This is a genomic window from Bacillus sp. NP247 (genome assembly GCF_018966865.1).
In the GTDB taxonomy this organism is placed as follows: Bacteria; Bacillota; Bacilli; order Bacillales; family Bacillaceae_G; genus Bacillus_A.
Genome location: NZ_CP076653.1, coordinates 5,224,214 through 5,243,955, shown reverse-complemented (window position 1 = coordinate 5,243,955; position 19,742 = coordinate 5,224,214). Strand labels below are relative to the sequence as shown.

Below are 19,742 nucleotides of genomic sequence, written 5' to 3'. Positions count from 1 at the left end.
GTTGAAAAATATAGTTAGTTCGGCTTAATATATTGAAATATAGGTACTCCTAGAACAAAATGGAATGATTAAATTTTTTCTCAAATTTAGTGAGACGAGTATTACGTTAAATGAAGGAGAGACTTCTATGTTTACATCTATTACATATTTACAATCTGGGAATGATAAGCAACAAAAAGTTTACGACGTTATGAATAAACTAAACATAATGGAGGATTTAGCTTTATATAGCCCTGTACTTTGCGGGACAATCCCTATTAGAATTGATACCCTTCATTCTGACTTAGACATTGTAATGGAAGTACATAATTATGATTTTTTTGAACAGGAAATTAGATCATTGTATGGCTCATACGAAGGATTTGAAATGAAAAAGAAAAACTTTAAAAATATCTTAACAATAAAGGTGAATTTTCAATTTGAAGGTTTTGAATTCGAATTATTTGGTCAACCGCGGCCAGTGCGTAACCAAAATGCATATAAACATATGATAGTGGAGCACATGCTATTAATGCAGCATCCCCATATTAGAAAAAAAATCATCCAATTAAAAGAACAAGGCATAAAAACAGAACCGGCTTTTACACAAGTATTAAAAATTGACGGAGATCCTTATGAAGAACTTATTTTATTAGGACAGGAAATGAGATTGTGGTAAATAAGGTACACAAAAAATCCTCTTTATATAAAAGAGGATTTTTATTATGCCATTAACTTACGAATCAAATTACTTAATATATAAATACCTTGAGCAATTTGTTCAGTGGAAGCATATCCATACGATAAGCGTATGCACTGATCCGATTCTTCTTCATAAATACGTCCTGGGTTTAAAAGTACTCCCTTTGATAGTGCCTCTGAAAATAGTTTTTTCATTGGAATGTTAGGTACAACCGTTAGCCATATAAAAAATCCACCACTTGGGATATCCCAAGTTGCTATGTCTGCACAATACTTGTCTAAAGCTTGTACCATCATTCGTCTTCGCTCTTTCAGGTGGATCCTTACGTTCGCAACGTGTTCTTCATAAAAACCTTTACTTAACCATTCTGCAGCAACTCTTTGAGATAAAGAACTCGATCCATAGTCTGTTTGCATTTTTATGTCTGATAATCTATCAATAACTGGCTCTGGTCCGATAATCCAACCAATTCTAAGTCCTGGACTAAGCGTTTTAGAGAGACTACCAATATATAATACATGTCCGTGTTTATCCATTGATTTTAATGGAGGTGGAGGTAGTTCATCAATCCATAACTCACGATAAATATCATCTTCAATGATAGGCAATTGTTCCTTTTCGCAAATTTTTAGTATTTCTTCTCGTCGCTCTTTGGACATTAATACACCCGTTGGATTTTGAAAACAAGGAATCGAATATAAAATATTTTTCTTTTGACTATAATTAATTCGTCTTAATAAGTCATTAGGAACAATGCCGTGTTGATCCATATGTATTCCAGAAAGGTGAATATTAGCCGACTGAAATACATGAAGTGAATATAAGTAAGAAGGTTGTTCAAGTAAAACAGTTGACTCTCTATGTAATAGACCGATTGCTATTAATTGTAATGCCTGCAATGCACCAGAGACTATTAATATAGAACTTGGTGATGTATTGATTCCAAATGATTTTACATAATTACTTATTGCTTCACGTAAAGGAAAATATCCTTTTTGTTCCTCGTACCCGAAATAGTCTAGCTCCTCACATACGTTTCGCATAATGAATTGCATGGTTTCTAACGGGAAAAGATGAGGTGCAAGTTCTCCTTTACTAAGATGAATGAATTTTTTGTTTGCTTCTGCTTCATTAATTTCTCGAACCATTACCTTGCTTGGTTTATGAATACCGGCTTTCACATATTCACTCCAATCAGGCGGGGGATTAGTCGCTAATAATGACCATGTATTATTCATTACAATTGTTCCCGCTCCAACTTTTCCTTGAATTAAACCATCTGCCATAAGTTCTTCTAGCGCAGTTATTATAGTACTGCGATTTACATGAAATAATTTTGCTAACTGTCGCTGGCTAGGAATCTTACTTCCAATTGGCCATTCTCCGTTTTCAATTTTTTCTGTCATATAGTCTATTATTTGTCGATATTTTGGCAATTTTTTATTCGTAGACATATAAAAAAACTCCCTCATTCATTTTAAAAATGCAAATTGGTTGGTTTTTTCGAGGAATAACTGGTTGAAGACATTGTATCAACTATTAAATATGATGAAAAGAAATAATTGGTAATAGGAAAATGGCTGGTTTATGGGAGAGGGAGAGAAAATATGCATAATAAAAAATGGGATTTTCGTATTATATGTGCTCACGCTTTTACGATTCTTATATGGGGGACAGCTTTTCCGGGAATTCGTATGGGGCTTGAAGCTTACACGCCTGAACACCTTACACTACTACGATTACTGATTGCTTCTTTAATTCTTATTCTGTTTTCGTTAATATACAAATTACGTTTACCTGACTTAAAAGACATTCCAGTAATTTTTATATTTGGCGCTCTAGGATTTACTATTTATCATACTGCACTGAACTACGGTGAGAAGAGTGTGAATGCTGGACCTGCTAGTTTAATTGTATCTGTAACACCTATATTAACGGCAATTCTTGCTTCTGTTTTTTTGAATGAAAAAATGAAATTAAATGGTTGGATCGGTGGTGTAATTAGTTTAGCAGCAATTGCTTTTTTATCATTAGATCAAGGAGATTCCATTCAATTGAATAGTGGGGTATTCCTTATATTATTTGCGGCATTTTCAGAAAGCCTATTTTTCGTTTTCCAAAAGTCGTACTTAAAAAAGTATGGTTTCTTGTCATTTACAATATATACAATTTGGTCTGGTACTGTATGTATGCTTATTTTTTCACCTGGGATTTATCAAGAAATCGTAGCAGCTCCTATTGAGGTTACTTTGAGCGTTATATATTTAGGTGTGTTCCCGACAGTCCTTCCGTATATTGCATTAGCATATATTACATCCCATGCCGGTGCATCTGAGGCAACAAGTTCTCTATATTTAACACCAGTAACTGCATGCTTTATTGATTGGATATGGTTAGGTGAGGTGCCAACCTTCGTTTCGATAATTGGAGGGATAATTACTATACTTGGAGTTGTGATTGCTCATTTAACATTTAATAAAGATGATTATAAGCAAATTGAGAGTGAAAAAGTATGGTAAGACATTCCTGCGAGTATTTGCAATTTGAATGCAAAATTTCGGATTAATAAAAGGGTTTCAATTCTATAAATATAGTGGAAAAAATCTATATTAAAATCAGCTAGTCTAATATTTGTACGAGATTTAATTAAACTGGTAGATTATTTATCTGCAAAAGAACTAGTATAATGCTAGTTCTTTTTTATCAATACATTACTCACCATTAATATTTGCTTAGAACTGTATAGATTTAAATTATTTCCACATATACATAATTATCTTACCTATGAAAGGAGTGCATTTCTTGGAGAAGGTTTTATTTTTTGGAGACCCAGGTATTGATGATTCGTTTGCAATTATGTATGGCTTACTGCATCCTGAAATTGAAATTGTTGGTATCGTAACTGGATATGGAAATGTTGAACATATACATGCCGCTCATAATGCCGCATATATTTTACAGTTAGCAAACAGACAAGATATTCCTGTAATTAGCGGGGCAACAAAGCCACTTACAAATGAAATTACAACGTATTACCCTGAAATTCATGGACCAGAAGGATTAGGACCCATACATGTACCGGAAAGTGTGTTATCTATTCCGATATACAATTTTGGTAGTATTGCTGCGATTCTTGTAAAGTATGGAGGGGATTTAACAATTGTCGATGTAGGAAGATCTACCTCGTTAGCAATTGCTTTTAATTTATGGAACGACTTGATGTTAAATGTAAAAGGAATTTATTTTATGGGTGGTGTCTTTTTAGAAGCAGGGAATGTTACTCCATTAGCAGAGGCAAACGTGTACGGAGATCCTATAGCAAGTCAAATTGTATTTCAGCAAGCGAAAAATATAACGTTATTCCCTTTAAATGTAACAAATAAAACAGTTTTAACCCCAAATGTATTTACTTATATTTTAGCTAATACAAAAAATCCATTTAAGCCGATTATGAAACCCATGTACGATTATTATTTATCAGCATACCAAAAACTCAATCCATCTATTGAAGGGCCCTTATTACACGATGTACTTGCTATTAGCGGTTTGGTGAATCCTACATTTTTAAATTATACATCCCGAAAAGTGACCGTGGATATATGCAGTGAAACGAAGGGACAAACTTTTGCTGATTTTCGCCCACACTCTAAATCTGAAGGGGCTCGTATAGCGTTACAATTAGATGAGGAAAAATTTATCCAGGATTTTATGAAAATCATGTTATAAGTTGTTGTCGAAAAAGGGAATTATTTCACTACGTTGAATATAAAAATACATCCTCTTTATAAAGGAGCTTACAATATTGAATGTCCAGTTAAAGGTTGTTACGAGAGAAAATTGGGAAGATGCATTAAAGTTACAAGTTAAAGAAGATCAAAGAAAATTTGTCCCCACTGTAGCAGTTTCACTTGCTAAAGTATATATAAAACCAGATGGTGAAAATGTAGAGTACATACCATTTGCTATATACGATGGTGATACTATGGTTGGTTTTATTATGCATGCTGTTGTAAGAGAGACATCAGATATGTATTGGATAAACGGATTTATTATTGATCAAAAGCAGCAAGGTAATGGTTATGGAAAAGCAGCATTACAAGAAAGCATTTATTTAATCAAAAATAAATTTAAGGCGTGTAAAGAAATTAGATTAACAGTACATAAAGATAACATCTCTGCAAAGAAGCTATATGAGCGTTACGATTTTCAGCCATTAGGACATGATTATGACGGTGAACAAGTGTATCATTTATTTGTTTAACTTTAAAAGGTAAATGACTATTTTAATCAAGTATAAAGTAAATAACTAGGAGGAATATCAATTGAAAAGTAAATTCCATCATATTGTACGAGCTATCATGATAAAAGATGAAAAATTACTAGTTGCTGAATACATAGGACATCACTATTTTTTACCTGGCGGTCATGTTGAAGTTGGTGAATCAGCAGAGAATGCATTAAGAAGAGAGTTACGGGAAGAACTTGGAGTAAATTGCAGTATAAAACAATTTTTAGGCGTCATAGAAAATCAATGGCAAGCCAAAGAAACCCTTCACCATGAAATTAACCATATTTTTGAAATAGATTCAAATGAGTTAAAATCAGATTTTACTCCAATATCTAAAGAGTCCCATTTAGCATTTCACTGGATTGATTTTAATAAAGAAAATATAAACTGCTATACAATAATGCCAACACCTTCCGTAAAAGAATTACTAGAAAGAAAATTAAGTGATGAACTATTAACTTGCTGGATTAGTAACTTTTAATTGTCTCTATTTATATTAATTACGTCCACTAAAAGAATATAAAGAAAATAGGCTCATAAACAAGGTACATCACCTAGTGTAAAGTCATATTTTGTTGATGTACGCATTTAGTTTATAGCATTATTTCTACTTTATTTTTAAAAGTAAATAAACTTAAAGATATGGACGGAATTCACATTTGTAAATGGAGGGTTTCATAATGAATGAATTTCAACAAGAACTACAAGCATTAAACCTTAATGCTTATCAACCTGGTAATGTTGTTTACTGGGATCAGCAACAAAATCAATATCCATATTACTACATTCAAGACGATGCACGTCGTTGTGGCGGATGCGGTGGCGGCGGACGTTGTGGCGGTTGTGGTGGTCGCTGTGGTGGTTGTGGCGGCGGACGTTGCGGCGGTTGCGTAGGTTGTGTAGGCTGTGTTGGTTGTTTCAGCTGTTCTAATTGCTGGAACTGGTGGGTTATTTAAGTACAGAATAATATTTCACATGAAAGAAAAGTGTAAATACCAGTTTATGTTGGGTTAACGCTTTTCTTTCATGCTATCATTTTTTCGGTTTCATTTTAGGGGGAAATTTATTTGTACAAATATGAGAAATTAATTTCATGGGTAGAAAATATTAAAGAAACAAATCAAAGTTCTGCGGCTGCACTTTGTATTATGAAAGATAATAAAATTGTGCTAGAGCATTATAGTGGAACGCATTCAAATACTCCTACTAGTAGAAAAGTAAACATATCTTCACAGTTCAATGTCGCTTCCGCAAGAAAAAGCTATTTAGGATTAATGGTAGCTTATGCAGTTTATGAGGGGAAAATAAAATCTCTTGATGACGAGGCAGTAAATTATTTTAAAAAATATGATCCTTCATTACTTGGTAAGACAACGATAAGACACTTAATAACTCATTCACACGGTTTAAATGAAACCGATGAGGGGACAGTTTTTCGTGAATTTGAACCGGGACAAGCTTGGGCGTACAGAGATATTAATGTAAGAATGGTAACGCAGCTTATTTATCAGCTGTATAATAAGAGTTTTCCTGAATTATTAAAGGAGCGTGTATTCCTACCTGCCAACTTCAATGAAACTGGATGGAGAATAGAACATGATGAAAAATTAGTTAAGGTTATTGTAAATCCAAATGAAGATGCTGTAGAAAGTTTCGGTGCAGTAGATGACGGATCCGAGAAAAATTTATTTGTCTCTGCGAGAGAATTTGCATACTGGGGGAACCTCCATTTAAATAACGGGTTCTTAAATGGTAAACAAATTGTGCCAAAAGAAGTTATAGAACTTGCTACGAGTTTGCAGAGTCCAAAATATATAAATAAAGAACTGCCACAAAACGGGTTATTTTGGTTTGTTCAAAATGAACCTGCCTTATTTAGTGAGCTTGGTGAACGAGTTCCTAAAGGTTCTTATCAAATATTAGGAATTACAGGACCAACGATATTAGTGATTCCAGAACATAATGTTGTCGTTGCTAAAATGTACAATAAAAGATACAACTATGGTGGGGAGAATTATTTATATTATTTACGTGAATTTAGTAATTTAGTCGCTGATACATTTAGTAACAGTAAAAACAATACGATTAGGGCATAACTACTCCTATAATAAAAAGGAGTGAACTTTAATGAAAAATGAAGTGAATAAAAATAAAAAGCAAAATATAAAGGATGTAAACACAGAACAAAACGCGATTTATAGCGATCCGAAAGATGCAGCTAATATGCAAACTGTACCGCAGCCGAAAGACTTCGAGGAAATTGAATATTAATTTTCTCTCCGACTTATTTATGAAAGAAAAATACGTCTTAAGTCTCATCACTTTCAGCAAATTATTTGATAACATATGTACATAAGCATTCGAAAATGTCTTATCTTAACAAAGCTTTCTTTAAATGCTGTATATAACCTACAAAAAGGCACTTCTTGATGAAGTGTCTTTTTGTGTAAGCTAACTTAATTTCCATTTTCCGTACAGTATCTTGCAATTTATCATGGATATACTAACTGAGAAAATTCATGTCATGAAAAAAGAAGAGGACAGTTAGTATGAAACAAACATCTATAAATCCGCTATTAATTGTTCTAGGTACAATCATTGTTCAAATTGGCCTAGGAACAATTTATACATGGAGTTTATTTAATCAGCCCCTTGTAAGTAAGTTTGGATGGAACCTTAATTCAGTCGCAATCACTTTCTCTATTACAAGTTTTTCTTTATCATTTTCAACACTATTTGCAGCAAAGCTACAACAAAAATTAGGACTTCGTAAACTCATTGCTACTGCAGGTATTGTTCTAGGACTCGGTTTAATACTCAGTTCACAAGTTTCATCATTACCATTACTTTATTTATTAGCTGGTGTTGTTGTTGGTTATGCAGATGGAACTGCGTATATTACATCACTATCTAATTTAATTAAATGGTTTCCGAATCGTAAAGGGCTCATTTCTGGTATATCTGTTTCAGCATACGGAATGGGTAGCTTAATCTTTAGATATATAAACGGGAATCTCATTAATAGTCTTGGTGTATCACAAGCATTTTTATATTGGGGTATTATCGTCTTACTTTTAGTATTGATCGGATCGTTCTTCTTACGCGAAGCAAATGTAAGTAACACCGTAACTGAAACATTACACAATGACTATACTCCGCGTGAAATGATGCAAACGAAACAAGTATATCTCTTGTTTTTTATGCTGTTCACATCATGTATGGGTGGTTTGTATTTAATCGGAATGGTAAAAGACATTGGGGTGCAGCTCGTTGGTCTTAGCGCAGCAACTGCAGCTAATGCCGTCGCAATGATTGCCGTCTTTAATACAGTGGGGAGAATTATTCTCGGAACGTTATCGGATAAAATAGGTAGATTGAAAATCGTATCTGCAACATTTATTATTATTGGATTGTCCGTTTTCACTTTAAGTTTTATTCCATTGAATTACGGTATTTATTTTGCCTGTGTAGCAAGTGTTGCTTTTTGTTTTGGTGGTAACATCACTATATTCCCAGCCATCGTCGGGGATTTCTTCGGATTAAAGAACCATAGTACGAACTACGGAATTGTTTACCAAGGCTTCGGATTTGGTGCACTCGCAGGATCATTTATCGGAGCGCTACTCGGCGGATTTCAGCCAACTTTCATTACAATCGGTGTTTTAAGTATTATATCATTCGTTATCTCTATATTAATCCGGCCTCCAAATGTAGAAAAGAAGAAGGAAATAAAACAATTAAATCGAAAGATAGCTTAATGCTAAAAAAGAGTCCTTATGATAGGACTCTTTTTTTCATGTGTTTATGAACGTGATATCGTTTCATATTCGTTATTTACTCGAATTACTATTTATGAAGCAAAACGATTTAATGGTAGAATAAACAGAAGACAGAAAATTCTTTTCATTAAAGGGGACTACATATGAAAAAAGTAAATGTTACATACGCACTTCTATATGATGAAACACATGAAAAGTTATTAATGGTTAAAAACAAAGGGAAAAATGGTTCTTATTACACTTTACCAGGTGGAGCAGTTAAATTCGGGGAAACGTTAGAAGAGGCGGCAATTCGTGAAGTGAAAGAAGAAACAGGGCTGGATATATCCGTAGAAGGGGTTTGTTCCATTAGTGAAGCCTTTTTTGAGGAGAGAGGACATCATGCAATCTTCTTTAATTTTTTAGGAGAAATAATCGGAGGGGAAATCTGTATATCACGGCCAAAAGAGATTGAAGAGATTACCTGGATGGAATTAGATTCAGCAGAACCTTATTTACGTATACCAGAACACTTAAAAAGTCTTTTACAAAAGAAAGAAACAGTTCCTTATATTTTTAATGGAACTATTATTCATCAATCTTCATAAAGAAAGTATTTCATTTAAGGCGGGGGAAAAATGGAGTTTATCGTTAATCACAAACACTTTACACAAGCTCTTTCAGAAGTAAGTAAAGCTATCTCAGCAAAAACTTTAATTCCTATATTATCCGGAATTAAAATAACAGCAGATCAATATGGCATTACTTTAATCGCAAGCAATTCAAACATTTTTATTGAAAAGTTTATACCTAGTTCAAGTGAAGACGTACAAATTGTAACTATTTTAAAAGCAGGGAGTATTGTTGTACCGGCAAAATATTTCATTGAAATTATTAAGAAAATGCCAAATGAGATTTTAATAAAAAGTATGAATGAGCAATTGATTACAATTCAATCCGATGAAATTATTTTAAACTTAAATGGATTCTCGTCAAATGAGTTTCCTAATGTACCATTTATAGACGAATACTCAGAAATAAAAGTAGAAACGGAACAATTGATTGAAGTATTTAAACAAACTGCCTTTGCAGCTGCTAAAAATGAATCTAGACCCGTTCTTACTGGCGTACATATCGTTTTTGATCATAATAAATTAATTTGTGCTGCGACTGATTCCCATAGACTGGCTTTACGTGAAATATTAATTTCATCTCATGCGAAAGCAAATTGCATTATACCAAGTTCAACTATTAGTGAACTTCTAAAATTAATGAACAGCAATTCAAACTTTGTATCCATATATCTTTCAGAGAATCACATTATTTTTAAATTCGGTACAATTACGTTGTATTCAAGGTTAATTGAAGGGAAATACCCTAATATATCTAGCCTAATACCGAATGAATTTCAAACGGTAATTAACATAGATAGAAAAAAGATTTTACAAGGTGTAGATCAATCTAATTTATTAGCAAGTGAATGGGCGAATAACAACGTAAATTTAGAAATCATCGACGAATCCACAATAAAAATATCTTCTAACGCTTCTCAGGTCGGTAAGATATCCGAAACACAACAAATAGATGCGATTCATGGAGAGAAGCAATTAAATATCTCTTTTGATGGACGTTTTATGGTTGATGCTTTAAAAACAATGAAAGAAGAAACAGTTACTTTAAGTTTTGGTGGTTCTATGAGACCGATATTAATTGAAGCAGGTGAACAATCTGCAGCAGTACATCTTATATCACCAGTTAGAACTTATTAAGAACTAAGGAAGGAATTAAAAAATGTACAAGCATACTTTATGTTTTATAAAAAGAAATGAAGAAATACTTATGCTAAATAGAGAATATGATCCTGTAAAAGGATTATGGAACGGTGTAGGAGGGAAGATAGAAAAAGGAGAAACACCGTTAGAAAATGCAATTCGTGAAATAAAAGAAGAAACAAATATAGATGTTGAACAAAATCAAATTCAATTTAAAGGCATTATTAAATGGGAGGACTCTCCATACTCTGGCGGCATGTATGTTTATGTAGTAGAACTACCTTATGGATTTACATATCACACACCTAAAAAAATAGCCGAAGGGATTTTAGATTGGAAAAGTGCGTCCTGGATATTAAGCGACTATAATTACGGTGTAGGAGAGATGTTACCTAAATTATTACCTGAAGTACTTCATAATGAATTAATATTAGAGTACTCTTTTGTATTATCTAATCATAAATTAATAGATTATAAGAATGAAGAGTTGGTTAAGCAGGACACTATTTAAGAAATAAATACAAAAAAGTAAACTTTTCAACAGAGAAAAGCGAACAATTCTTAAATAAGGGATTCACCAGAAATTGTTCCGAAAGAGAAAAAAATCTTCATCAATAGGTAACCTTGCCAATGTATCTGAATCAGTTGCACCAGAGAATCATCAATGTTTGAACAAATGAAATGAACATGAATGCAAAAATAAGCGCGAATCCCTAATAAAAAGGTTCGCGCTTTTTATATTTATAATTAAATTTCTCTCCACCAAGCGGATGTAGGATAATCTTTCGTTTTAATTGCTATAGTTTCACCTATTCGTGGTGTAACAATATTAATCCCTAAACGATTTGCTTCTTTCGTAACTCGCTCAATTGGATCACTCCATTCATGTAATGATAATGTAAAAGCACCCCAATGAATAGGAACAAGCAATTCTCCTTTAACGTCTATATGAGCTTTAACTGTTTCTTCTGGCAACATATGAATAGCAGACCATCTCGTGTCGTATTGCCCGCATTCCATTAGAGTAAGATCGAATGGGCCATATTTATCACCAATTTCCTTAAAGTGAGGAGCATAGCCACTATCACCACTAAAGAAGACTTTCGTTTCTTGACCAAGGATAACCCATGAACACCATAATGAACTATCTCTATCTGTCATACTTCGTCCAGAAAAATGCCTTGCAGGTGTACAAACTAATTTAATATTATCAAACGTAATTTCATCCCACCAATTATGCTCACTAATTTTACTAGGTGAAACACCCCATTTAATAAGATAACGCGCAACTCCAGTCGGAACATAAAAGTGCTTTACACGATCTTTTAACTGCATAATACTTTTGTAATTTAAATGGTCATAGTGATTATGCGAAATGATAATCGCATCAATTTCCTTAAGATCTTCACGTTCTAAAGAAAACGCGCCACTATAACGTTTACTATTAAAAACAGGGAATGGGGAAGAGGCATCGCCAAACATAGGATCTAATAATAGTTTTTTACCTTCTATTTTTAAAAGAGAAGCAGAATGACCAAACCATGTAACACTCTCTAAAGACTCATTATCTTTATTCGATAAAACAATAGGTAAATTCTTTATAGGACGCAGCTTTGTTTTCATTTTAAAGTAATCAGTCATTAAACCTATAATATCTTTCGGTTTAAAACTTACATCAGTATGGATTTGATTTGTATATTTCTTTTTCATTAGTTCTCCTTTTTACGTTTAACAATATACGTATGTTGTTATTGTAGCTATTTGTAGTGTAAACTATATCGTTTTACCTTTCATCTTTAATGCAGTACATTTCATAAATTCGTCAAATTCATTATTTATATATATAAAATAAAATTCATTTAGCAGCAGCTAAAACTAATATTATGTAATTGTAGATTGTTTTAATTAAGTAAATTCCTTCTCAAAAATCACAAAAAACGTACGTTTCATCATATGTTTAAGAAGCAGATATTCATCTAATTATTCAATGGAAGGAGAGTCTTTACATACATGAAGGAAATAAAAAGAAGTCAAAATGTAAACTATCAAGATTTGAAATGATTCAGCTTTATACAGAAGGGAAGAGAACCTCAGAAAATTCATTATAAAAATTTTAAAAACCTTGGTATAGCTATACTAAGGTTTTTAATTTGAGATTATTAGAGGATACTTATTTTTATTTATAGAACGTAATTAATACATAGATTTTACAATTAACTTAATTAAAAAAGAGGGGTTCAATGACGCTTGATACTAATACGCCAGAGAAAATACTACAAACAGCTTATGAGACTAAAATGATTTCATCTGGAGATAATTCTCCAACTATAAAAATAAGTGGAACAAATCTGCAATATTCACTTGTAATGCTCCATCTGGGCATAGAATCAAATGCTATAAAAACGAGGCTAAATTGGACTGACGAAGAATTCGAAAAACAAATACTTTTTCTATACAAAAGTAACTGAAGAATTAATACAAAAAGGCGTAATTATAACAAGCGCTCAAAAAAATCAAACGTACATAATCTATTAAAAACTTTAAATTAAAGTGACTAATATACTTTTGCATATGTAGCAGCTGAATGATGTATAGACAATAATTGGTAAATAGAGGATAATCAAAAATCAAAATCTAACATAAAGAAAATAAGATATTAAAAGGAGAGAAGAGCCATGCAAAAGAAATTTATCAATCCAGAAACAATGCCAGCAACTTTCGGTTACTCACATGTAGTCGAAGTTAGTAACGCTAAACGAACAATTTACATATCTGGACAAGTAGCAATCAATACTGATGGTCAAATAGTTGGCATTGATGATTTAGCTACACAAACGCGACAAGTATTCGAAAATATTAAAAGCGCATTAGAAACTTCGGAATTAAAATTTAATGATGTAGTAAAATTAACATTTTTCTTAACGGACATTTCTCAAATGGCCATTGTCAGAGGTATTCGAGATCAATACATCGATACTAAGAATCCACCAGCAAGTTCAGCTGTAGAAGTTAATAAGTTAATTAACGACAAATTGTTAATTGAAATCGAAGCAATTGCTGTAGCAAACTAATTTTAAAAAACTTATTCTTAATCATATCAAGGCAATTCGTTTAAATCATTCACTTTAAACGAATTGCCTTGTTTATTAAAAAAAATATAAATTATACACGGAAACATTCTTATCAATAACACAACATAATTAACTTAAAACAACTCAAAAAAAAGCAAACAACCACACATTATTAATCCAATTAAAAAGGGGAGCCTAACAACCACAACCAACATATGATAAGTTTATTACTTTTTTCTAGTTAACATAATATATATTATACAAAGTTGTATAGAGTAAGTGTTTATCTGTATCAAAAAACAAGTAAACTATACTTAATGAGACGAAACGGAGATTTTTAATGAGATTTATACTAAATCAAACTTAAATGATTTTTTACGTTTTTATCACTAAATTTATATTTTATCCGTTTATAGCAAATCCGAACTTAAAATTCATGAATCGTTCTATTTACAAACACAAAAAAATTTTACGTAACGATACATTTAAAATAAAAATTAAAAATCGATTAAAGTGTTTTTATTACTAATGAATTTTCCACTGATTAATTTATCATTTTTAGCTACATATATGATTTGCTACATGTTACATTATTTTTATTTATTTCATATCATCGCTTGACTTTTATTATGATTGCTATCTTTTAGTTTAGTTAACATAATTAAATATTATTAAAACAAAAATCACCCTAACTGTTAGGATGATTTTTTAGCACTTAAACATATATAGACCAATAAATTGAGTCCTTTTCCCTATTTAAACATAAGTAATGCTCTAGATTGTTATTTTAATAGCAATCCCAATTGTAAATAACATTGGAAAAATCTAGGTTTAATAAATCTTCCTTGCGTATAAAGAAATTAGCAACACCGGAATCTCCCCACATAATATTTAATGAATCGTCTGTATCAATTTGCAACAATAATATATCGTGTTGTTGGTATTTTTCTTCCCATTCTCTTGGATCTGTCTGTGTGAAAAATGGATAACCACCAATTTTATGTCCTTGATCTTCGCATAAATCATCATACAGTTCGCCTAATTCTGTATTGTTTTCTTTATCAACAATTTCTTCCCAATCAATGTTATCGTTAAAAATCTTTTCAAATCGATAATCTCTTGATGTTACCGGTTGATAATCCAATTCAAACTTTAGTTTCGCTGCTTCGGGTATGATAAAATCCTCTAATTCTAATGTATTTAAGTAACTAAAATCAGTAATAACCTTAGTTAGATCTTCTGTAATTGTAGAATGATAAATAATTCGAAAGTCTTTTTGGCTTGTTGGATAATCAAAATCTGCTCCAAAAAGCTCATCATCAGCACTTACGAAAAATTGTAACATGCCCTTTTGAGGCATATATTCAATATGCGGAATTTCTTCAAGGTTTAACTGCGCAAGTAACATCATAGGTTGGCCATTAGAGTCTTTAGGATACTCTTGATTTATAGATACATACGGATAGCCACCAAACTTACTTTCAAAAAGGGTTGTCTCTGCTTGCGTTCCAGACACTTTAATGTACGGTTTCACACTTTCTTCTAAAATACTACGATACTGTTCTAGTTCTTTCGGAATTTGAAGTTGATACGTATTTTTCACAACTTTTTCCTCCCTTTAGTAATGAATTGAAAATACCTAACTTAATTATATAGCAAGAGATAGCTTAATTGAAAAATGTTAAAAATCCGTTTTCACCCTCATTTTTTGCGCACTTGGCGGACAAAGTAAATTATGTTCTATAACTTTTTTATTTATAGTTCGAATTAAATCCGCTGCTTCTGCTGTATTTGTATTTTCTTTTAGCCTTTCTTTTAAATCGTCAATTTCTTTTGAAAGCTCAATCCACCTAGGTAAAACATGATTATTTGCCAAAGTTCTATACAGTTGCTTTTCAGGATTGTACGAAAGGTCTTTATCAAGATTAAGAGGTTTCCCTTTACCAGGTAAATCATTAAAAGCTCCTTTCTTTTCTGCCTGTTTAACAATAGAACTAATATGATCCTCATACGTGAATGACCAAACTTTCTCATCTTTCACTAAAATTTCTTGTTTTTTTAATTTTTTATCTAGTTCTTCTTGATTCATAGTTTCTCTCCCCTTTTAATTTTATAGTGTGCTTTCTGTCTGTTTTAAAGCTTTTAATCCATCAAATAACTTTCCTCGCCACCACAGGCTATCATGACCACCTTGAAACTCTTCATAAGTAATTTGGTACCCTTTATCTTTCAAAGTCCTATATAAGCGCTTATTAGCCGTTAAAAGAGGTTTGTTTTCAAGTTGGCCTGCTGCCAAATAAAAATGAGGTTGAGACGTATCGGGATTTGTAGATATAATTTGATTTTCAATCCACGGAATTTCATTTTCAAAGCCATCCTTTTTCCAATGTACGGATCCAGACATTGACAACACATTCCCGAAAATACGAGGATATTGAAGCGCTGCATAAAAAGCTCCTAGGCCACCAAGACTGAAACCAGCAATTGTTGTATGTTTTGCCTCTTGATGTACACGATACTTAACTTGAATCCACGGGAGCAATTCATCTGTTAAAAATGTATTCATTTTATCGTTATAAGTTAGCTCTTTTAATCGATCAACATGATCTATAGCAACAGCAATACAAGATGGGATTTCTTTTTCGTAAATTAAATAATTGAGTGTTCTTACGATTGAAAGGTTGTTAATAAATGAATTTCCATCAAAGACAATGAGAAGTTCTTGAAGGTGTGAAGTGTGAGAATAATCATGAGGCGTATAAATATGAATTTTACGTGTGTTATTTAAAATTGAACTATGAAAAGAATATGTTTCAATCTTTCCAGATGGATAATGATTTGAAGGAAAACGACTGCTATACTGCACTTCCATGCCTATTTTTAACACAGATGCTTTATTGGTACCTTCTCCAAATGTATTTCCATTAAATCTGTCTATTCGGTACTGTTCACTACGCTTTATCCAATCATTTTCGAAAAAATCGTTGACTGAAAAATAATAAGTTGAAATAAAACTCTTATCCGTTCTAAACGTTTGATACCAAATATCTGTATGTAACAACCGTTGTAATTGATTTACAGACAGATCCCAACCGGGAAAACTACCGAATACATAAACGTTTTCAGTTTTCCGGTCACCTAACCATATATAGGTTATAAGCTTATACTGATTATCTACAGGACATTCTTCTATTAGTGGCGTATTATTTGACCTTATTTCATGCAAAAAAGTATAAAAAGCTTTCTCGTTTCCATTTTTTAATTGATTATTAAGTTCCTCTAACTTAGGACTAATTATTGAAGTCACTCCTCTTCCTCCTTTGTAGTATTCTTTATCTAGTTCTTTCTTCTCATTAGAATTCCTATATAAACAAGTTGAAAATATTGTATATTTTATGAACGAAAAAACGCACAAGCTATTTAGCCTGTACGTTTTGGTTTTTATTCAGTAAGGTAATAAAGTAATAGTTTCCGAGCCTTCTCATAATTCATGAAATCTTTATACAGTCGTCTTCGGTAAATTTACTTTTTAAATCTCGCTGTAATTTTCCTGTAGCACGATAAGGAAACGGTTTATGCAGTGAACTATGCATTTTCTGCAATTCATTAAAAAGTATCTTTTTTCCTAATATCAATTTTTCACCCCTCTATTTCTCCATCCAATTTAATAAATTTTCATAATGATTATGAGCATCTTTATACCCAAGATTATATAGATTAACGAGTTTTTCTTTATTTCTCTCTATACCGCTTATAGGAAGTTGTGCGCTTGGCTGAATTACATAAAAATTATCTGTTTGTTCTTTTTGATTCATATAAGATACGGTTTCGTTATAAAAGCGATAATGCTCTACTAAATGTTCTGCGATTTTCGGATAGTTTCTATACAAGAATTTAGCTAGTCCAGAAAATTTATTCCGCTGCTTTTCGTATCCTTCTGGTTTTGTCATAATAACGACATTCTTTTCATAACCATCATTTTGAGCTTTTAGAATTGGAATAGGATCTATAATCCCTCCATCTAACAATTTTCGATTATCATATTCTACAGCAGGTGCTATAAACGGCACAGAGCTTGATGCACGAATAATTTTTAAAATATCATTTCCATGTTCTGTTTTATTGTAATAAACAGCCTGTCCTGATTCGCAATCAGTCGTTCCTATGACAAACTGTTCACTTGAGTTTAAGAAAGTTTGAAAATCAAATGGGACAATTTTATTAGGTACTTCATCAAATAAAAAGTCCATCCCAAATAATTCACGTTTTCGAATCAAGTTTCGATAAGATATATACCTGTGATCTGCTACTAGCTCTGTATTCACTTTCTTATTTCTCCCTTTTTGACGTGACAAATAGGTTGCTCCCATACACGCTCCCGCTGATACGCCGACTACATAAGGAAAGAATAAGTTATTCTCCATAAAATATTCGAGTACTCCTGCAGTATATAACCCTTTCATTCCGCCGCCTTCTAATACTAAACCGATATTCTGCATGCTTTATACCTCTGCTTCTTTTTTCTTACTTACATGTTAGCACAAGATTTTAGGATGAGGTTATATGAAATAATTGCAATAAGCAGAAAAAACTATAGATGCAATGTCATAATGTATTCAGGCATAGCATGTTACAATATAAGAAACTCATTCCACATATGATAAAGGAGGAATTTCAAATGGGTTTATTTAGCGGTATTTTAGGAAATGCATCAAATGCGAGTTCTGAAAGTGTAGAACGTGATTTAGAGAAGATTATGCTAGACGATGAGAAAGTTGAGCATGCTTATAAATTAATTCGTGATTTAATCGTATTTACAAATCGTCGTCTTATTTTAGTAGATAAACAAGGAGTAACTGGTAAAAAAACAGAATACCATTCTATCCCTTATAAAAGTATTACACAATTTAGTATTGAAACAGCTGGGCATTTTGATTTAGATGCGGAACTTAAAATTTGGGTGTCTAGTATGGACGATCCAATTACGAAGGAATTTAAAGGTGATGATAGTATTTTAAGCATTCAAAAAGCGTTAGTGACATATACGACAAAATAGTTCGTTTTGTATATTTATTCGAATTTAGAATTACTAACCCGAATATTTTGGAAGAATATACATTAAAATTGTATATTTAATCTAAAATGACACAAAAAGGTAAAGCGTTTAAAATGTGCTTTACCTTTCTTTTTTATAATAAATTAAAGTTGCTTTATCATTTAATTTCTTTTTAAATTCCGCTTTTCTATATCCCATCTTTTCGTATAGAAAACAATTTCGTTCTTCCTCTAAAATTGTAGCAAGCTCCCAAGTCGTTATTTCTGGAAACATCTCCTCGATTAAAATTAATACTTTTTGAGCAATTCCGTTCCCTTGATAGTCTGGAATAATAAACATCGGGCTTATCCAAAATTTAGATGCCTCTTCTTTACGTGATATACATATCGCTCCGACAAGATTCGTATTTACAAAAATTTTATAAAATCCACCGTCCAGGTTATTTATTCTTGAAATCGTTCTTTCAATAAGTTCATTTGCCGGACTTGTTTCATAGTCCTTATACTTTTCTAATAATGAACTAAATGATTCTACTTGCATTTGAAATATAATCTCTGCATCAATTTCTGTCGCCTTCTCTAATGTTACCAATTTAAACGCTCTCTTAAAGAAGTAATATGAGCTGTATGATGACGACCGTGCCATGCATATAGTCCAATTGCAGCAGCAAGTTTTGTTTCTCCTGATTCAGGATGATTAAATGTCTTTTCTAAATCTGCTGGTTCTAAAGAATATAATAAGTTAACCCATCTTTTATGTAATGAATCTAGCATTACAAGTGAAACATCTACTGGTAATTTTGAGTCAGGTAGCTCTGCCCATTTTTCTTCTTTGTACGGTTTAATAGTTGGATTCTTTTCTGTCAGTGCTAATTTAAAGCGTATGTAGCTATTCATATGACTATCAACAAGATGATGAACAACTTGGCGAACAGTCCATCCACCAACGCGATACGGTGTATCTAACTGCTTCTGATCTAAATCTTTTATCGCTCTTGCTAATTCATTAGGTAAATCCTCAATTTCTTGAATCCATTTATCAATTATTTCTTCTGTAATAGTGCCTACATAAGTAAATTGGCCTATTGGATAACGCAAATCATTATTCATGAATAT

At 32.2% G+C, this 19,742-nt stretch carries 22 protein-coding genes and 2 pseudogenes; 15 read left to right on the top strand and 9 right to left on the bottom strand.

Translation table 11 applies throughout. The features are described from left to right. The first annotated feature begins 127 nt into the window (after nucleotides 1–127). The gene (locus KPL75_RS27130) at nucleotides 128–658 is read left to right on the top strand and encodes a DUF4269 domain-containing protein (protein WP_219918777.1); all 531 of its coding nucleotides are present in this window, start codon (nucleotides 128–130) and stop codon (nucleotides 656–658) included. A gap of 44 nt (nucleotides 659–702) precedes the next feature. Here the strand turns inward: KPL75_RS27130 and KPL75_RS27125 are convergent, their stop codons facing one another. Beyond that, nucleotides 703–2,136 carry a MocR-like pyridoxine biosynthesis transcription factor PdxR gene (locus KPL75_RS27125; protein WP_219918775.1) on the bottom strand — a complete coding sequence of 478 codons (1,434 nt, stop codon included), beginning with the start codon at nucleotides 2,134–2,136 and terminating at the stop codon, nucleotides 703–705. Nucleotides 2,137–2,289: 153 nt separating this feature from the next. Here KPL75_RS27125 and KPL75_RS27120 point away from each other — a divergent pair, with 153 nt between their 5' ends. The 11 genes from KPL75_RS27120 to KPL75_RS27070 all read left to right on the top strand — a co-directional run bounded on the left by KPL75_RS27120 (nucleotide 2,290) and on the right by KPL75_RS27070 (nucleotide 11,011). Further along, nucleotides 2,290–3,201, top strand: coding sequence for a DMT family transporter (locus KPL75_RS27120; RefSeq protein ID WP_219918773.1), 912 nt, complete (start codon nucleotides 2,290–2,292; stop codon nucleotides 3,199–3,201). A gap of 283 nt (nucleotides 3,202–3,484) precedes the next feature. Continuing rightward, nucleotides 3,485–4,408 carry a nucleoside hydrolase gene (locus tag KPL75_RS27115; protein WP_219918771.1) on the top strand — a complete coding sequence of 308 codons (924 nt, stop codon included), beginning with the start codon at nucleotides 3,485–3,487 and terminating at the stop codon, nucleotides 4,406–4,408. 76 nt (nucleotides 4,409–4,484) lie between these two features. Beyond that, complete coding sequence (locus KPL75_RS27110) at nucleotides 4,485–4,943, top strand: GNAT family N-acetyltransferase (RefSeq protein WP_219918769.1); 459 nt, start codon at nucleotides 4,485–4,487, stop codon at nucleotides 4,941–4,943. Nucleotides 4,944–5,004: 61 nt separating this feature from the next. Next, nucleotides 5,005–5,451 (top strand): NUDIX domain-containing protein, encoded by a 447-nt coding sequence (locus KPL75_RS27105; protein ID WP_219918768.1) that lies wholly within the window; start codon nucleotides 5,005–5,007, stop codon nucleotides 5,449–5,451. A 199-nt stretch (nucleotides 5,452–5,650) separates the two neighbouring features. Then, the gene (locus tag KPL75_RS27100) at nucleotides 5,651–5,926 is read left to right on the top strand and encodes a heterocycloanthracin/sonorensin family bacteriocin (RefSeq protein ID WP_219921178.1); all 276 of its coding nucleotides are present in this window, start codon (nucleotides 5,651–5,653) and stop codon (nucleotides 5,924–5,926) included. A gap of 111 nt (nucleotides 5,927–6,037) precedes the next feature. Beyond that, on the top strand, nucleotides 6,038–7,066 hold the full coding sequence (locus KPL75_RS27095) for a serine hydrolase domain-containing protein (protein ID WP_219918766.1): 1,029 nt from the start codon (nucleotides 6,038–6,040) through the stop codon (nucleotides 7,064–7,066). A gap of 31 nt (nucleotides 7,067–7,097) precedes the next feature. Next, on the top strand, nucleotides 7,098–7,241 hold the full coding sequence (locus KPL75_RS27090; protein WP_002013225.1) for a hypothetical protein: 144 nt from the start codon (nucleotides 7,098–7,100) through the stop codon (nucleotides 7,239–7,241). 278 nt (nucleotides 7,242–7,519) lie between these two features. Further along, a complete protein-coding gene (locus KPL75_RS27085) occupies nucleotides 7,520–8,728 on the top strand; it encodes an L-lactate MFS transporter (protein ID WP_219918762.1) in 1,209 nt (402 codons plus the stop codon). Between the two features lie 164 nt (nucleotides 8,729–8,892). Beyond that, nucleotides 8,893–9,336, top strand: a complete 444-nt coding sequence (locus KPL75_RS27080) for an NUDIX hydrolase (RefSeq protein WP_219918760.1) — start codon at nucleotides 8,893–8,895, stop codon at nucleotides 9,334–9,336. 30 nt (nucleotides 9,337–9,366) lie between these two features. Continuing rightward, nucleotides 9,367–10,497, top strand: coding sequence for a DNA polymerase III subunit beta (gene dnaN / locus KPL75_RS27075; protein ID WP_219918758.1), 1,131 nt, complete (start codon nucleotides 9,367–9,369; stop codon nucleotides 10,495–10,497). 22 nt (nucleotides 10,498–10,519) lie between these two features. Then, nucleotides 10,520–11,011 (top strand): NUDIX hydrolase, encoded by a 492-nt coding sequence (locus tag KPL75_RS27070; RefSeq protein WP_219918756.1) that lies wholly within the window; start codon nucleotides 10,520–10,522, stop codon nucleotides 11,009–11,011. A gap of 236 nt (nucleotides 11,012–11,247) precedes the next feature. On the opposite strand, the gene KPL75_RS27065 is transcribed toward KPL75_RS27070, so the two are convergent. Next, nucleotides 11,248–12,210, bottom strand: coding sequence for an MBL fold metallo-hydrolase (locus KPL75_RS27065; RefSeq protein WP_219918754.1), 963 nt, complete (start codon nucleotides 12,208–12,210; stop codon nucleotides 11,248–11,250). 530 nt (nucleotides 12,211–12,740) lie between these two features. On the opposite strand from KPL75_RS27065, the pseudogene KPL75_RS27060 reads away from it, so the two are divergent. Next, nucleotides 12,741–12,953, top strand: a pseudogene (locus tag KPL75_RS27060) (hypothetical protein); the annotation flags it as partial. Nucleotides 12,954–13,175: 222 nt separating this feature from the next. After that, nucleotides 13,176–13,571, top strand: a complete 396-nt coding sequence (locus KPL75_RS27055) for a RidA family protein (RefSeq protein ID WP_219918752.1) — start codon at nucleotides 13,176–13,178, stop codon at nucleotides 13,569–13,571. A gap of 787 nt (nucleotides 13,572–14,358) precedes the next feature. Here the strand turns inward: KPL75_RS27055 and KPL75_RS27050 are convergent. From KPL75_RS27050 to KPL75_RS27030, 5 genes and pseudogenes are all read right to left on the bottom strand, one after another. Next, entirely contained in the window at nucleotides 14,359–15,174 is an 816-nt protein-coding gene (locus KPL75_RS27050) for a YwqG family protein (RefSeq protein ID WP_219918749.1), read from the bottom strand. Between the two features lie 78 nt (nucleotides 15,175–15,252). Beyond that, nucleotides 15,253–15,660 (bottom strand): DnaJ family domain-containing protein, encoded by a 408-nt coding sequence (locus KPL75_RS27045; RefSeq protein ID WP_219918745.1) that lies wholly within the window; start codon nucleotides 15,658–15,660, stop codon nucleotides 15,253–15,255. Nucleotides 15,661–15,681: 21 nt separating this feature from the next. Further along, on the bottom strand, nucleotides 15,682–16,878 hold the full coding sequence (locus KPL75_RS27040; RefSeq protein ID WP_219918742.1) for an alpha/beta hydrolase-fold protein: 1,197 nt from the start codon (nucleotides 16,876–16,878) through the stop codon (nucleotides 15,682–15,684). Between the two features lie 134 nt (nucleotides 16,879–17,012). After that, a pseudogene (locus KPL75_RS27035) lies at nucleotides 17,013–17,206 on the bottom strand (YxiJ family protein). 12 nt (nucleotides 17,207–17,218) lie between these two features. Beyond that, nucleotides 17,219–18,070 carry a patatin-like phospholipase family protein gene (locus KPL75_RS27030; protein ID WP_219918738.1) on the bottom strand — a complete coding sequence of 284 codons (852 nt, stop codon included), beginning with the start codon at nucleotides 18,068–18,070 and terminating at the stop codon, nucleotides 17,219–17,221. Between the two features lie 179 nt (nucleotides 18,071–18,249). Between KPL75_RS27030 and KPL75_RS27025 the strand changes: the two genes are divergently transcribed. Beyond that, nucleotides 18,250–18,627 (top strand): PH domain-containing protein, encoded by a 378-nt coding sequence (locus KPL75_RS27025; protein WP_219918735.1) that lies wholly within the window; start codon nucleotides 18,250–18,252, stop codon nucleotides 18,625–18,627. 120 nt (nucleotides 18,628–18,747) lie between these two features. Here KPL75_RS27025 and KPL75_RS27020 read toward each other — a convergent pair whose 3' ends face one another. Both KPL75_RS27020 and KPL75_RS27015 read right to left on the bottom strand, forming a co-directional pair. Then, nucleotides 18,748–19,272, bottom strand: a complete 525-nt coding sequence (locus KPL75_RS27020) for a GNAT family N-acetyltransferase (protein WP_219918730.1) — start codon at nucleotides 19,270–19,272, stop codon at nucleotides 18,748–18,750. Beyond that, nucleotides 19,212–19,736 (bottom strand): YfiT family bacillithiol transferase, encoded by a 525-nt coding sequence (locus KPL75_RS27015; protein WP_219918728.1) that lies wholly within the window; start codon nucleotides 19,734–19,736, stop codon nucleotides 19,212–19,214. The genes KPL75_RS27020 and KPL75_RS27015 overlap by 61 nt, the downstream gene beginning before the upstream one ends. Nucleotides 19,737–19,742: the final 6 nt, after the last annotated feature.

Excerpts from the sequence above, each read along its gene's own strand:
- KPL75_RS27130 (WP_219918777.1), top strand. The coding sequence starts at position 128 with ATGTTTACATCTATTACATATTTACAATCTGGGAATGATAAGCAACAA.
- KPL75_RS27125 (WP_219918775.1), bottom strand. The coding sequence starts at position 2,136 with ATGTCTACGAATAAAAAATTGCCAAAATATCGACAAATAATAGACTAT.
- KPL75_RS27120 (WP_219918773.1), top strand. The coding sequence starts at position 2,290 with ATGCATAATAAAAAATGGGATTTTCGTATTATATGTGCTCACGCTTTT.
- KPL75_RS27100 (WP_219921178.1), top strand. The coding sequence starts at position 5,651 with ATGAATGAATTTCAACAAGAACTACAAGCATTAAACCTTAATGCTTAT.
- KPL75_RS27090 (WP_002013225.1), top strand. The coding sequence starts at position 7,098 with ATGAAAAATGAAGTGAATAAAAATAAAAAGCAAAATATAAAGGATGTA.
- KPL75_RS27085 (WP_219918762.1), top strand. The coding sequence starts at position 7,520 with ATGAAACAAACATCTATAAATCCGCTATTAATTGTTCTAGGTACAATC.
- KPL75_RS27080 (WP_219918760.1), top strand. The coding sequence starts at position 8,893 with ATGAAAAAAGTAAATGTTACATACGCACTTCTATATGATGAAACACAT.
- dnaN (WP_219918758.1), top strand. The coding sequence starts at position 9,367 with ATGGAGTTTATCGTTAATCACAAACACTTTACACAAGCTCTTTCAGAA.
- KPL75_RS27070 (WP_219918756.1), top strand. The coding sequence starts at position 10,520 with ATGTACAAGCATACTTTATGTTTTATAAAAAGAAATGAAGAAATACTT.
- KPL75_RS27065 (WP_219918754.1), bottom strand. The coding sequence starts at position 12,210 with ATGAAAAAGAAATATACAAATCAAATCCATACTGATGTAAGTTTTAAA.
- KPL75_RS27055 (WP_219918752.1), top strand. The coding sequence starts at position 13,176 with ATGCAAAAGAAATTTATCAATCCAGAAACAATGCCAGCAACTTTCGGT.
- KPL75_RS27045 (WP_219918745.1), bottom strand. The coding sequence starts at position 15,660 with ATGAATCAAGAAGAACTAGATAAAAAATTAAAAAAACAAGAAATTTTA.
- KPL75_RS27030 (WP_219918738.1), bottom strand. The coding sequence starts at position 18,070 with ATGCAGAATATCGGTTTAGTATTAGAAGGCGGCGGAATGAAAGGGTTA.
- KPL75_RS27025 (WP_219918735.1), top strand. The coding sequence starts at position 18,250 with ATGGGTTTATTTAGCGGTATTTTAGGAAATGCATCAAATGCGAGTTCT.
- KPL75_RS27020 (WP_219918730.1), bottom strand. The coding sequence starts at position 19,272 with ATGGCACGGTCGTCATCATACAGCTCATATTACTTCTTTAAGAGAGCG.
- KPL75_RS27015 (WP_219918728.1), bottom strand. The coding sequence starts at position 19,736 with ATGAATAATGATTTGCGTTATCCAATAGGCCAATTTACTTATGTAGGC.